The organism is Streptomyces sp. NPDC005784 (assembly GCF_042871525.1).
Lineage (GTDB): Bacteria > Actinomycetota > Actinomycetes > Streptomycetales > Streptomycetaceae > Streptomyces.
Genome location: NZ_JBIAIQ010000021.1, coordinates 97815 through 111565, shown reverse-complemented (window position 1 = coordinate 111565; position 13751 = coordinate 97815). Strand labels below are relative to the sequence as shown.

Below are 13751 nucleotides of genomic sequence, written 5' to 3'. Positions count from 1 at the left end.
CGTACGAACCGTCCTGAGGGGAGCCGCACCATGCGCGCAGCCGTACAGCACGAGATAGGCCAGGACAAACTCGAAGTCCTCGACGACGTCGAGGCGGTGGGCTTCGGACCCGGCAAGGTGCGCATCCGGGTGCGGGCCACGGGGCTGTGCCATTCGGACCTGTCCGCGATGAACGGCGTCCTGCCGCAGCCCGCTCCGTTCGTGCCCGGACACGAGGGCGCCGGCGAGATCACCGAAGTCGGCGAAGGCGTCACCCACGTGAAGCCCGGCGACCGGGTCGTCATCTGCTGGCTCCCGGCCTGCGGCGTCTGTCCCGCCTGCAAGCGCGGCCAGACCGAACTGTGCCTGGCCGGATTCATGAACGCGGGCACCCCCAACTTCAAGCGCCCCGGCGGTGACGTCTTCGGCTTCGCCGGCACCGGCACCTTCGCCGAGGAGGTGGTCGTCGCCGCGGGCTGCGCGGTCCCCATCCCCGACGACGTGCCCTTCGACATCGCCGCCCTGATCGGCTGCGGCGTCACCACCGGACTCGGCGCCGCCCTCAACACGGCTGACGTGGAGGCCGGTTCGTCGGTCGCGGTCATCGGCTGCGGAGGCGTCGGCATCTCCGCGATCCAGGGCGCCCGGCTCAAGGGGGCCGCCGAGATCGTCGCCGTCGACCCGGTCGCCTCGCGCCGGGAGGCCGCGCTCCGGTTCGGCGCCACGAAGGCGGTCTCGCCCGACGAACTCGCCGACGCCAAGCAGTCGGTGACCGCGGGCGAGGGCTTCGACTACGTCTTCGAGGTCGTCGGCAAGTCCGCCACCGCACGCACCGCCTACGACCACACCCGCCGCGGCGGCACCCTCGTCGTCGTCGGAGCCGGCGCCATGGACGACTTCCTCCAGCTCAACATGTTCGAGCTGTTCTTCGACGAGAAGCGCATCCTGCCCTCCATGTACGGCGGCGGGGACGTCCTTCGGTCGTACGAGCGCACGATCGCCCTGTGGCGTGCGGGCCGCATCGACCTCGCGGGCCTGATCACCCACCGGGTGCCGCTGGCCGAGATCAACGAGGCGCTCGACCAGATGCGTTCGGGCACCGCCCTGCGGACGTGCATCGAGATCTGACCCGCGAGATCTGACCGGCCACGACCGCCGAGGACCTCCACGACAACGGCTGAGGAACCTCCACGACAACGGCTGAGGAACCTCCACGACAACCGCTAAGGACCTTGATGTCACTGCCACTTGAAGGCCTCACCGCGATCGTCACCGGCGCGGGGCGCGGGCTCGGCCGGGCCGAGGCGCTGGAACTCGGCCGGCTGGGCGCGGCCGTGGTCGTCAACGACTACGGGCAGCCCGGACGGGACGGCTCGGGCGAGGCCTCGGCCACCCCGGCCGAGGAGGTCGCCGCCGAGATCCGTACGGCGGGCGGCCGGGCCGTCGCCCACACCGGGGACGTCGCCGACCACGAACAGGCCCGCGAACTCGTCGAGTCGGCGGTCACCGAGTTCGGGAAACTGGACATCCTCGTCAACAACGCGGGCATCCTGCGCGACCGGATGGTCTTCTCGATGACCGAGGACGAGTGGGACTCGGTGATCCGGGTCCATCTCAAAGGCCACTTCAACACCACCCACTTCGCGTCCGTGCACTGGCGGGCCCGCTCCAAGGCGACCGACGGGCCCGTCTACGGACGCATCGTGAACACCTCCTCGGAGGCGTTCCTCGCCGGCTCCGCAGGACAGCCCAACTACGCGGCCGCGAAAGGCGGGATCGTCGGTCTGACCACTTCGACGGCGCTGGCGCTCGCCAAGTACGGCGTCACGGCGAACGTCATCTGCCCGCGTGCCCGGACCCGTATGACGGAGGACGTCTTCGCCGGATTCGGCCGGCCCGACGACGGCCTCGACCCGCTCGCCCCCGAGCATGTCGCCCCGCTCGTCGGCTACTTGGCCGCACCCGCCGCCGCGCACGTCAACGGCCAGCTCCTCGTCGTGCACGGCGGCATGGTCGCGGTCGTCGAACGGCCGCGGGTGGCGGCGAAGTTCGACAGCAAGCAGGACACGTTCAGCCACGACGAACTCGACGCGTTGCTCACCCCGTACTACGCGGACCGGCCCAGCGGCGAGACGTTCGCGGCGGCGGAGGTGCTGGGGCTCAAGCGGGACCGGGCGGGCTCTCCCCGCTGAGCAGCCGGCGCCGTCGGTGGACGGGGGAGGGTACGCGAGCCGCGGCAGATGGTGCCGTGGGGGAGCCCCCACACGGGAACGGCCCCGCTCGTCGGTGCGAGCGGGGCCGTATGCCGGTTTCGGCGTGCCGTGGGGTCCGTCGGGCCGTCGCGTGCGTCGGCCGTCCTGTCCTCGGGCTGTCGTGCCTGTTGTTCGTGTCGTTCCTGTCGGGCGCTGTCCTGCCCGACCTGTCCTGCGGTCCGTCAGGCCTTCGTGGCCGACTGGCCGGACGGCTTGCGGTGGCGGCCCTGAGGGGTCGCCTCGTCGTCGTGGCCGGAGACCGGGCCGCGGTGTCTGCCGTGGCCTTCGGACCGGGTCGCCGACGTCTCGTGGACGTCCGTGCCCGGTGCTTCCATGGTGCTGAAGTCGTTCATTGAAGTGTTCACCCCGTATGCAAGATCCTTCTTTACAGCCGGGGGATTCTAACGTGCGGTCATCGCTCGGGAGTCGGAGGGTGACGTTTCTTCGCCCGTGCCGCCCCTTTCCTCCCCGTCCGTGTGGGCTAACGCACCCGTACCCCCGGCGGGCGGGGCGGCCTCGTCCACACCCACCGGACCGGCCGGCCGGAGCGGACCGGTGCCGGCGTTGGGCGGACCGGCGTTGGTCGGACCGGCGTTGGTCGGACCCGCGTTGGTCGGACCCGCGTGGAGAGCCCGGCGGGCGGGCGGTGCGGTCCGCGGTCCGGCTTCCTCCTGGTACTCCGCGGGTGCCTGCGATACGGCGGCGAGGGCCGAGGCCGCTTCGGCCTCGAACCCCGGACGGCTCACCGCGGTCCTCAGGGCCACCTGGCCCCTGAACTCCCCGAAGGCCGACGGCGTGTTTCCGTTCCCGGCCCCGGCCCCGGCCCCGGCCCCGGCCCCGGCCCCGGCCCCGGCCCCGAAGCCCGCGTCGGCCGGGAGTGTTCCGCCCGCCCTGGTGCCGAGGCGCATGCCGGCCGGTGGAGTTTCGGCGACCTTTGTCCAGAGGTTCGGCTCGGGCGTGGGTGTTTCGGCGGCCTTGGTCCAGAAGTGCTGCGCGGGCGGGAGCGGTTCGGCGGGCGCGGCGCCGGGGCCCGCGGCGGCCGGGAGTCGTTGGCCGGTCCCGTGGCCGGGGCTCGCGACGGCCGGGAGTGGTTCGGCGGTCCGGGCACCGTGGGCCGTGAGGGCCGGGAGCGGCCCGGCGGGCGCGATCCTGCCGGAACCGGCATCAGTACTGACACCGGCGCCAGCAACAGCACTGACACCGGCGCCAGCACCGGCGCCTGAACCGGCACCGGCATGGACGCCCGCGCCGCCGCCGATTCTCGTGACCGGCGGGAGTGGTTCGGTCGTTTCGATGCTGAGGGTCATGCCACCCGGGCGTGTTCCGTCGGCCCTGGACCTGAGGCGCATGCCGGGTGGCGGTGTTTCGGCGACCTTTGTCCAGAGGCCGGGCTCGGTCGTGGGTGCATCGGTGACCTTGGTCCGGCGCTTCGGCTCGGTCATGGGTGTTTCGGACACCCTGGTCCAACGGCTCGGCTGGGGCGGGACCGGTTCGGTGGTCGCGGTGGGTTGCGCGACGGGCCGGAGCGGTTCGGCCTTCCCGGCGGTGAGCCGTACAACGGGCGGGAGCGTCCCGGCTGTCTCGTCGCCGGGGTTCGCATCGGCCCGCCGCCCTTCGGCGGGCGCGGTCCAGGCGGTGAGGCTCGTCACCGGCGACGGCCTCTCCGGGGCCGCGGGCGCGGGGCCCGTACCGGCGGGCGATGTGCCGTCGACGTCGTGGATCGCTTCCTCTCTCGGGGAGCGAGCGGTGTCCGTTCTCAGGGCCAGGCGGACCAGGAGCGGTCGCGTCGGGCCGCTTCTGGGGGCCGGGTACGGCGAACCGGCAGGCCGGCTCTTCAGGGGCGCGTGCTGGAGAGGGACCGGGCGCGGAGAGAGGCGTTCCTGGGGAGCCGGATCCCCCGTGTCCGGCTCCCCCGCCCCCGCGGGTGCCCCCAGCCGCGCGACACCGCACGGGACGGCCCCCGTGGCGTACGGCAGTCGGAGCACCCCCTCCGCGGTCCACAGTCCGGTGCCGGGCAGCCAGCCCTCGGGCGCCGGGCGATGGTGGATCCGGCGCTCGGACGGGCGCCACAGGCCCACCCAGGTACCGCCCGGTCCGTCGATGCGCAGGGCGACGCCGCAGGACTCCGGCATCAGCACCTGGCCCGGCTGGATCGCGAACGGGGTGATCGAACAGCCCGTCGCGGTCAGGCAGTCCGGGAAGCGGACGGGCAGGGCGCTGCCGAGCACGCCCCAGCCGAGACGGTCACGGCCGGGGGACGGCGCGTCGGAACGGATGAGCAGAAGTCCGCTGTCCGCGTCCGCGAGGAGCAGCCGGTCGTTGCTGTGGTCGGCGATCTGGAGGAGCGGCGACACCTCTCCGCCGCGCTCCAGGTCGACGACCACGGTCTTGGTGCGGCCGTTCTGCAAGCGGTCCAGCGCGAGCAGACGTCCTGTGCGGTCCAGCCACACGCCTCCCGAGCAGTGGCCCGGCACCTCGGCCAGATGCTCGGGGCCGAACGCGCCGCCCGCCACCAGCCACACCGCCGTCGACCCCCGGCCCACCGCGAGGGCGTAAGCCCGTTCCCCGTCCGGTGCGGGCGGCAGCAGCCGCAGCACGGTGCCGACGTCGGGGCACTCCACCGCACCGAGCGGGAGCTCGCCGGTGCCCGGCCCGGTCGGGTAGAGGAGGGAGAAGGCGTGGCGTCCGTCGTCCGCGCGATGGATCAGCACCCTGCCGTCGGTCAGCGGCAGCACCTCGGTGCCGGGCTCCTCCGGCTGCGGGCCGGGCAGCGGTACGGCGTACGGCTCGGGGCCGTCCAGCGTCCAGCGCTCCGGGTACCAGGACCCGCCGTCGCGGGCGAGCCGTGCCCCGTAGGTGCCGTCGGCGGTGATCACACAGACGGGACGGGCGGCCCACCGACCCGCGTCGTCGCCGTACTCCACGCCGTTCTCGCGTTCGCTCTGCATCACGGGTTTTGTCGCACCGGCCGTCATTGTTCGGTCACCTCCGGCGACGAAGGTAGTTTTCGTACGCACAGGCGGGGGTGCGACGGGCTGCTGCTTCACACATAAGGGTGGCCATGTCGGGATTCGCCTGAGGGAACGGGACGGATGTGCTGAACGATGGTGGGGAGGCGGGGCCGGAAGGGCGGGAACCACGTTCCGGTCGTTGCCCGAGCGTCGGCTCCGTGGCCCGCGACCGGTCGGACCGGGACATTAGCCAGGTAGCCTTTCCTCGTGCCCCGTCTGTCTGAAGTCATCGCCGCGCTCGACGCCCTCTGGCCCCCGGAGCGGGCCGAGGGATGGGACGCGGTCGGCACCGTCTGCGGCGACCCCGACCAGGACGTCACGCGCGTTCTGTTCGCCGTCGACCCCGTCCAGGACATCGTCGAGGAGGCGGTGAAACTGGACGCCGACCTGCTCGTCACCCACCACCCGCTCTATCTGCGCGGTACGACGACCGTGGCGGCCGGCACCTTCAAGGGCCGTGTCGTGCACACGCTGATCAAGAACGACATCGCGCTGCACGTCGCCCACACCAACGCCGACCGCGCCGATCCGGGAGTCAGCGACGCCCTGGCCGGGGCGCTGGACCTGCGGGTCGTACGACCGCTCGTCCCGGACGCGACCGACCCCGAGGGCCGCCGCGGCCTCGGCCGCGTCTGTGAGCTGGACCACCCGCTGACCGTGCGCGAGCTCGCCGCGCGGGTCGCCGAGCGGCTGCCCGCCACCGCGCAGGGCATCCGTGTCGCGGGCGACCCCGAGGCGCTGGTGCGGACCGTGGCGGTCAGCGGCGGCTCCGGGGACAGCCTCTTCGAAGACGTGCGCGCCGCCGGCGTGGACGCCTTCCTCACCGCGGACCTGCGGCACCACCCGGTGTCCGAGGCCCGCGCCCACAGTCCTCTCGCGCTGCTCGACGCGGCGCACTGGGCCACCGAGTGGCCCTGGTGCGAGCTGGCAGCCGCTCAGCTCGACGAGATCTCCGACCGGAAGGGATGGGGACTGCGCGTCCACGTCTCCCGGACGGTCACCGACCCCTGGACCGCCCACGCGGCCTCACACACCGACACATCAGGAGCCCCCAACTGAACGCCGCGCCCGCCGACCAGATCCGACTTCTCGATGTCCAGACCCTCGACGCCCGGCTGCAGCAGCTCGCGCACAAGCGGAGGTCGCTGCCCGAGCACGCCGAGATCGAGTCGCTGAACAAGGACCTCACCCAGCTGCGCGACCTGCTCGTCGCCGCGCAGACCGAGGAGAGCGACTGCGCCCGCGAGCAGACCAAGGCCGAGCAGGATGTCGACCAGGTGCGTCAGCGCGCCGTCCGCGACCAGCAGCGCCTCGACTCGGGTGCCGTCACCTCCCCCAAGGACCTGGAGAACCTCCAGCGCGAGATCGTCTCCCTCGCCAAGCGCCAGGGCGACCTGGAGGACGTCGTCCTCGAGGTCATGGAGCGCCGCGAGTCCGCCCAGGAGCGGGTCGCCGAGCTGACCGAGCGCGACGCCTCCGTCCAGGCGAAGATCGACGACGCGACCGGGCGCCGTGACGCCGCCTTCGAGGAGTTCGACGGCGAGGCGGCCACGCTGACCAAGGAGCGCGAGGTCATCTCCGCCTCGGTGCCCGCCGATCTCCTCAAGCTCTACGACAAGCTGCGCCTTCAGCAGGGTGGCGTCGGCGCGGCCCGGCTCTACCAGCGCCGCTGCGAGGGCTGCCGCCTGGAGCTCAACATCACCGAGGTCAACGATGTGAAGGCGGCCTCCCCCGACACCGTGCTGCGCTGCGAGAACTGCCACCGCATCCTCGTGCGTACGTCCGAGTCCGGCCTGTAGGGAGTTCGGCTCGTGCGGGAGTTCATCGTCGAGGCGGACGGCGGTTCCCGGGGCAACCCGGGGCCCGCGGGCTACGGCTCCGTGGTCATCGACGCGGCCACCGGGGAGACGCTTGCGGAGCGCGCCGAGTACATCGGCGTCGCCACCAACAACGTCGCGGAGTACCGGGGCCTGGTCGCCGGTCTTGAGGCGGCCCGCGACCTCGACGCGACCGCACGGGTCCGGGTCCGGATGGACTCCAAGCTCGTCGTCGAGCAGATGTCCGGACGCTGGAAGATCAAGCACCCGGACATGAAGCCGCTGGCGGCGCGGGCGGCCCGGGTTCTGCCGCCCTCCCAGGTCACCTACGAGTGGATGCCGCGCGAGCGCAACAAGCACGCGGACCGGCTGGCCAACGAGGCGATGGACGCCGGCAAGCGCGGCGAGGCGTGGTCGCCGTCGGCGTCGACGGCGGAACTGGACGCGCGGGCGGCACGGTCCGCCGCCCCCGAGCCGACGGGCCCGCCCGGCGACGCTGCAGCGGGCGCGGCAAAGGCCCGAGCGGCCCTGAAAGAAACCCGCGGCGAAGCGCCCCGCAAGGGGCGCGGGGAACTGCGCGACCAGTCTGCGACGGGCGACAGCCGGCCGGCGGCCACGGGTGGCACCCCATCCCCCGGCGGCGAAGCCGCGATCCCGGAGGTGGGGGCCGTGCCCCGTGAGGGGCGCGGGGAACTGCGCGACCAGTCTGCGACGGGCGACAGCCGGCCGGCGGCCACGGGTGGCACCCCATCCCCCGGGGGCGAAGCAGGCAAGGCGGTTGCAGGCCCAGGACACGTCGGCCGAGCCGGGAAGGCGGGCGACGACCAGCGGGCCGCGAGAAACGTGGGCGCCACCCCGACCACCACGCCGGCCGCAGGCTGGAGCGCCGCCCCCGACATGGGCGCCCCCGCCACCTTCGTCCTGCTGCGGCACGGCGAGACCCCGCTGACCCCGCAGAAGCGGTTCTCGGGCAGCGGCGGCAGCGACCCGTCGCTGTCCGACGTGGGAAGGGAACAGGCCGAGCGCGTGGCCGCGGCGCTGGCGGCGCGCGGCACCATTCAGGCCATCGTGGCCTCCCCGCTGGCCCGGACCCGGCAGACCGCGGGAGTCGTCGCCGCCCGGCTCGGCCTCGACGTCGCCATCGAGGACGGCCTGCGCGAGACGGACTTCGGCGCCTGGGAGGGACTGACCTTCGGCGAGGTGCGCGAACGCCACCCGGACGACCTGAACGCCTGGCTCGCCTCGCCGGAGGCCGAACCGACCGGCGGCGGCGAGAGCTTCGCCGCGACCGCGCACCGCATGGCGGCCACCCGCGACAAGCTGATCGCCTCCTACGCGGGCCGCACGGTCCTGCTCGTCACACATGTCACCCCGATCAAGACCCTCGTACGACTGGCCCTCGGCGCCCCGCCGGAGTCCCTGTTCCGGATGGAACTGTCGGCGGCGTCCCTCTCGGCGGTGGCCTACTACGCGGACGGCAACGCGAGCGTCCGGCTGTTCAACGACACCTCGCATCTGCGCTGAGCGGGACGTCGGTCAGACCCGCCGGTCGGCGCGGTCGCGAAGGATCCCGGCGGTCTCCCGGTCCGCCGGGAGGAACGCCTCCAGATGGAGTTCGGCGAGCGTGACGTCCACCGCGGTCGCGAACGACGTGAGCGTGGTGAGCAGTCTCAACTCGCCCTCCGGGCACCGCAGTCGCAGCGGCACGGCGAACCCGAGATAGTCCGCGCCGGGCTCGCTCGCCGGAACGTACTCCGCCAACTCCTCCACCAGCGCGTCGAGATGCGGATCGGGGCTGCGCAGGGACCGGGCCCGCAGGTTCTCCACGATGTGCTGTCCCCAGGCGTCCAGGTTCACCACCCGTGACGCCATCCCGCGCGGATGCAGGGCCAGCCGCAGTACGTTCACCGGAGGCTCCAGCAGCTCGGGAGCGGCTCCCTCGGCAAGGACGTCGAACGCCGCGTTGGCCGCGACGAGTTCACCGCGCGGTCCCGCCACCACCGCCGGGTACGGCAGATGCCCTTCGAGGATGCTGTCCAGCGCCTCCCGTACGGGCTTCAGCGCGGCCGCGTCGAGCGCCGACTCGGTGAACGCGGGCGCGTAACCGGCCGCCAGGAGCAGCGCGTTGCGCTCCCGCAGGGTCAGCCCCAGCGACTCGGCGAGCCTGATCACGATCTCTCTGCCGGGCACCGAACGCCCGCGCTCGATGAAACTGACGTACCGCTGCGTCGTGCCCGCGCGGGAGGCGAGCTCCAGCTGGCTCACCCGGCGCGCGTGCCGCCAGCGCAGCAGCTCCCGGGCGAAGGGAGGGGGTTCGGTGGAGATGCCGGTCGTCATGCGGTCAGTTGTACGTCACGGGTACGGCACCGGCACGGGAGTACTCGTCATACCTTGCCGGGAATTGAGCGGGGCACCCGTTCCGAACAGCATGGACGCATCCACTCGGCAGCCCACTCAGGGAGCGGACATGCGCGCCTATCACCTCGAAACGCCCGGCACCGTCGACGGGATCGTGCCGCGCGAGTCGGCCCGGCCCGAACCGGGGCCCCGCCAGATCCTCGTCCGGGTCCGTGCCGTCTCCCTGAACAAGCGTGACCTGCTGATTCTGAAGGGGACCTATCCGCTGAAGGCCGTGCCGGACGTGATCCCGCTGAGCGACGGGGCGGGGGAGGTCGTCGCGGCGGGGGCCGAGGTGACCCGGTTCGCGGTGGGCGACCGGGTGGCGAGCACGTACTTCCCGAACTGGCTGGACGGCCGGATCACCCCCGACCGGTTCGACCAGCCCGGCGCCACCCTCGACGGCATGCTGACCGAGTACGCCTGCCTGGACCAGGAGGCCGCGGTGCGCGTTCCGGACCATCTGACCTGGGAGGAGGCGGCCTGCCTGCCCTGCGTCGGGGTGACCGCCTGGCAGTCCCTGACGGGCGGCGAGCCGCTCACCCCCGGCCAGACCGTACTCACCCTCGGCGCCGGCGCGCTGTCCCTCTTCGTCGTGCAGTTCGCCAAGATGCTGGGCGCCGAGGTCATCGCGACGACCTCCGGCGAGGCCAGGGCGGACCGCCTCAAGGCCCTCGGCGCGGACCACGTCGTCAACTACGCCGAGAACCCCGAATGGGGGCTCGCCGTCAGGGAGTTGACCGGCGGTCGCGGCGCCGACCTCGTCGTCGAGACCAACGGACCCGACACCATCGAGCAGTCGATGCGCGCAGCCGCGCTCTACGGCCAGATCGTGCTGCTGACCACCGGCTACCCGCGCAGGCACGTCATCGAGATCTCCAGCGCGGCATACGCGGCGAGTCTGGCCACGATCCGCCGGGTCTTCGTGGGCAGCCGAGCGCACTTCGAGTCCATGAACAGGGCGCTGGAGCTGCACGGGACGCGCCCGGTCGTGGACCGCGTCCTCGGTTTCGAGGAGGTGCGGGAGGCGTTCCGCCACTACGAGAGCGGCGTGGCCTTCGGCAAGGTGGTCATCCGCGTGAACTGAGCGAAGGTGGGCGGAGCGAGGGCGGGCGGAGCGAGGGCGGGCGGGCGGGCGGAGTGAGAGTGCGCTTCGGCTACCGGCGCAGCGCCGACGCCTCCCGTGCCAGGTTCTCCACCCGGCGCCAGTCCCGTGCGGCGATCGCGTCGGCCGGAAGCATCCAACTTCCGCCCACGCAGCCCACGTTGGGGAGTGCGAGGTAGTCCGGCGCGCATTCGGGGCCGATGCCCCCCGTCGGGCAGAACCGCGCCTGCGGGAGCGGCCCCGCCAGTGACTTCAGATACGCCGTGCCGCCCGCCGACTGCGCCGGGAAGAACTTCATCTCGCGCACTCCCCGCTCCAGCAGCGCCACCACCTCCGAGGTGGTGGACACTCCCGGCAGGAACGGCACCCCGGACGCCTTCATCGCGGCGAGCAGTACGTCCGTCCAGCCGGGGCTGACCAGGAAGCGGGCGCCCGCCGCCACCGACTCGGCCACGTGCTCCGGCGTCAGGACCGTGCCCGCGCCCACCACCGCGTCGGGCACCTCGGCCGCGATGGCCCGGATCGCGTCGAGCGCTGCCGGGGTACGCAGCGTCACCTCGATCGCGGGCAGCCCGCCGGCGACCAGCGCCCGCGCCAGCGGCACGGCGTCGGCGGCGTCCGCGACCACGACGACGGGGACAACGGGCGCGAGATCCAGGACGGAGGCATGCGGAGACGGGGGCGATGACGAAGTCATGCCCACATCCTGCCCGGGGTGTACAACATGCGCAAAGGTCGTTGCGCATGTTGCAACGTCACGGGTGGTTCAGTGGATCTCCTTCACCACGACGTCGAGCGCCCACGGCCTGCCCGCCGTGCCGGGGGCTTCCGCCTCCACCGTGTATCCGAGGTCCCGCAGCGCCTCCACCAGCTCCGCCGGGTTCCTCGGCGCAGCGCTCGCGGTCAGCAGGCTACGGACGATCTTGCCCTTGGTCGCCTTGTTGAAGTGGCTGACGACGGAACGCTTCTCGACCCCGTTCACCAGCTGCGCGTGCAGCACCCGCACGGTCGCCGTCCGTCCCGCGACCTCGCCCCTGGGCCGCCACGCAGCCGTGTACGCCGAGGACCGCAGGTCCAGCACGAGCCCGTCGCCCGCGGCCTCGGGGAGCGCGGCGGCCATCGGCGTACGCCAGTGCGCGCCCAGCGCTCCGAGACCCGGCAGCTTCACGCCCATCGAGCAGCGGTACGAGGGGATCCGGTCGGTCACCCGCACCGCGCCCCACAGCCCGGAGAAGACAAGCAGCGAACGGCCCGCGCGCCGCTTGGCGGGGGTGTCCAGCGAGGCCAGATCCAGGGCGTCGTACAGGACCCCCGTGTAGATCTCCCCGGCCGGGCGCGCACCCGCGGTCCGCAGTTCCGTGTTCTTCGCGATCTCGCCGCGCAGGCCCTCGCTCAGTCCGAGGACCTCGCGGGCCTTCTCCTCGTCGGCCACGCACAGCTCGACCAGCTCGTCGAGGACCGCCTGACGCGCCTCCGTGAGACCCGGCAGGGACAGCGACTCCGGCTTGAGCGCGGTTCCCCGGCCGGAGGGCGCCTTGCCTTCGGAGGGCGGCAGCAGCACGAGCACGGTTGGTTCTCCTCACGGTGGATATGGCCCGCGCCAGCCTACGGGGTACGACCGAGCCGCCTTAGCCGCCCGGTTCCGCCGCTCGGCTCGGCGTGCTCAACGGTCGACCCCGGCCTACGCTCGACCCATGCCTCGCCGTCACGTCCGCGTCACCGGTGCCCCGGAGGCCCCGCTGCGAGCCGCCCTCGGCGCGTTGCGGACCGAGCTCGGCGTGCCCGGGAGCTTCCCGGCCGAGGTCCTCGCGGAGGCCGGGCGGCCACCCCGCCTGCCCTCGGACGACGCGACGGACATCCCCCTCTTCACCATCGACCCGCCGACGTCCAACGACCTCGACCAGGCGATGCACCTGTCACGCCGCGAGAAGGGCGGCTACCGCGTCCAGTACGCCATCGCCGACGTCGCCGCCTTCGTGGCCCCCGGCGGAGCCCTGGACGCCGAGGCGCACCGGCGCGTGGCGACCCTCTACTTCCCGGACGGCAAGGTCCCCGTCCACCCGCCCCAGCTCTCGGAGGGCGCCGCGAGCCTCCTCCCGGACCAGACCTGCCCGGCCGTCCTGTGGACGATCGACCTCGACCCGGACGGCCGTACGGAGACGACCGGCGTCCGCCGCGCCCTGGTCCGCAGCCGCGCCAAGCTGGACTACGCGGGGGTGCAGCGGCAGATCGACGCGGGGACGGCGGAGGAACCGCTCGCCCTGCTCAAGGACATCGGCACCCTGCGCGAGGCGCTGGAGGTCGAGCGCGGCGGCATCTCGCTCAACGTGCCCGAGCAGGAGATCGTCGAGAAGGACGGGACGTACGAGCTCGACTACCGGGCCCCGCTGCCCGCCGACGGCTGGAACGCGCAGATCTCCCTGCTCACCGGGATGGCGGCGGCCGATCTGATGCTCGCGCACGGCACGGGAGTGCTGCGGACGCTGCCCGCCGCGCCCGACGGGGCGGTCGGACGGCTGCGCCGCACCGCGCGGGCCCTGCGCATCGACTGGCCGCACCACGTCTCCTACGCGCAGCTCATCCGCTCCCTCGACCCGCACCGGCCGCACCACGCGGCCTTCCTCCAGGAGTGCACGACGCTGCTGCGCGGCGCCGGGTACACCGTCTTCCGGGACGGGGCGCTCCCCGAGGTCACCGCGCACGCCGCCGTCGCCGCGCCCTACGCCCACTGCACGGCCCCGCTGCGCCGGCTCGTCGACCGTTACTCCTCGGAGATCTGCCTCGCGGCCGTCGCCGGCCGGCCGTCTCCCGAATGGGTCCTGGCGGCCCTCGACGCCCTGCCCAAGGAGATGGCGGAGGGCAGTCGGCGCGCGGGCACCGTCGAGCGCGAGTGCGTCGACATCGTCGAGGCCGCGCTGCTCAAGGACCGGGTCGGCGACCTCTTCGAGGCCTGGGTGGTGGACGTACAGGAGCACGAACCGACTGTCGGCACCGTGCAGTTGGAGTCGCCGGCGGTCTTCGCCCGGATCGCGGGCGGCACGACGGAGCTGCCCCTGGGCGAACGCCTGCGGGTCCGGCTCACCCAGGCGGACCCCGGGACGGCGAAGGTGCAGTTCGCACCCGCTTGATCCCCGTGGCGAACGCCGGCATGGAAACGGGGGACGCGCGTGTTGACGCTCGTAGAGCGCAC

11 protein-coding genes and 1 pseudogene are annotated in these 13751 nt (G+C 73.0%); 7 read left to right on the top strand and 5 right to left on the bottom strand.

Annotated features, from left to right (window positions below; genetic code table 11):
* Positions 1–30: 30 nt before the first annotated feature.
* Positions 31–1107: a Zn-dependent alcohol dehydrogenase gene (locus ACFYR3_RS28690; RefSeq protein WP_355848555.1), complete on the top strand. Its 1077-nt coding sequence runs from the start codon at positions 31–33 to the stop codon at positions 1105–1107.
* Positions 1108–1214: 107 nt separating this feature from the next.
* Positions 1215–2171, top strand: a complete 957-nt coding sequence (locus ACFYR3_RS28685; protein ID WP_355848558.1) for a 3-oxoacyl-ACP reductase — start codon at positions 1215–1217, stop codon at positions 2169–2171.
* A gap of 242 nt (positions 2172–2413) precedes the next feature.
* On the opposite strand, the gene ACFYR3_RS28680 is transcribed toward ACFYR3_RS28685, so the two are convergent.
* Both ACFYR3_RS28680 and ACFYR3_RS28675 read right to left on the bottom strand, forming a co-directional pair.
* On the bottom strand, positions 2414–2584 hold the full coding sequence (locus ACFYR3_RS28680; protein WP_261708426.1) for a hypothetical protein: 171 nt from the start codon (positions 2582–2584) through the stop codon (positions 2414–2416).
* Between the two features lie 1482 nt (positions 2585–4066).
* Positions 4067–5179 (bottom strand): annotated as a pseudogene (locus ACFYR3_RS28675) (hypothetical protein); the annotation flags it as partial.
* 270 nt (positions 5180–5449) lie between these two features.
* Here ACFYR3_RS28675 and ACFYR3_RS28670 point away from each other — a divergent pair.
* The 3 genes from ACFYR3_RS28670 to ACFYR3_RS28660 are packed head-to-tail and all read left to right on the top strand — an operon-like array spanning position 5450 to position 8583.
* Positions 5450–6301, top strand: a complete 852-nt coding sequence (locus tag ACFYR3_RS28670; protein ID WP_355848561.1) for a Nif3-like dinuclear metal center hexameric protein — start codon at positions 5450–5452, stop codon at positions 6299–6301.
* On the top strand, positions 6298–7041 hold the full coding sequence (locus tag ACFYR3_RS28665) for a C4-type zinc ribbon domain-containing protein (protein WP_328558295.1): 744 nt from the start codon (positions 6298–6300) through the stop codon (positions 7039–7041). Before ACFYR3_RS28670 ends, ACFYR3_RS28665 begins: the two co-directional genes overlap by 4 nt.
* Before the next feature lie 12 nt (positions 7042–7053).
* The gene (locus tag ACFYR3_RS28660; protein WP_389285053.1) at positions 7054–8583 is read left to right on the top strand and encodes a bifunctional RNase H/acid phosphatase; all 1530 of its coding nucleotides are present in this window, start codon (positions 7054–7056) and stop codon (positions 8581–8583) included.
* A gap of 12 nt (positions 8584–8595) precedes the next feature.
* On the opposite strand, the gene ACFYR3_RS28655 is transcribed toward ACFYR3_RS28660, so the two are convergent.
* Positions 8596–9396, bottom strand: a complete 801-nt coding sequence (locus ACFYR3_RS28655; protein WP_355848570.1) for a helix-turn-helix transcriptional regulator — start codon at positions 9394–9396, stop codon at positions 8596–8598.
* A 130-nt stretch (positions 9397–9526) separates the two neighbouring features.
* Here ACFYR3_RS28655 and ACFYR3_RS28650 point away from each other — a divergent pair, with 130 nt between their 5' ends.
* Positions 9527–10543 (top strand): NAD(P)-dependent alcohol dehydrogenase, encoded by a 1017-nt coding sequence (locus ACFYR3_RS28650; RefSeq protein ID WP_355848573.1) that lies wholly within the window; start codon positions 9527–9529, stop codon positions 10541–10543.
* Between the two features lie 70 nt (positions 10544–10613).
* Here ACFYR3_RS28650 and eda read toward each other — a convergent pair whose 3' ends face one another.
* Positions 10614–11258: a bifunctional 4-hydroxy-2-oxoglutarate aldolase/2-dehydro-3-deoxy-phosphogluconate aldolase gene (eda, locus tag ACFYR3_RS28645; RefSeq protein WP_355848576.1), complete on the bottom strand. Its 645-nt coding sequence runs from the start codon at positions 11256–11258 to the stop codon at positions 10614–10616.
* 69 nt (positions 11259–11327) lie between these two features.
* Entirely contained in the window at positions 11328–12128 is an 801-nt protein-coding gene (gene yaaA, locus ACFYR3_RS28640) for a peroxide stress protein YaaA (RefSeq protein WP_355848579.1), read from the bottom strand.
* A gap of 127 nt (positions 12129–12255) precedes the next feature.
* Between yaaA and ACFYR3_RS28635 the strand changes: the two genes are divergently transcribed.
* Entirely contained in the window at positions 12256–13689 is a 1434-nt protein-coding gene (locus ACFYR3_RS28635; protein ID WP_355848581.1) for an RNB domain-containing ribonuclease, read from the top strand.
* Positions 13690–13751 lie beyond the last annotated feature (62 nt).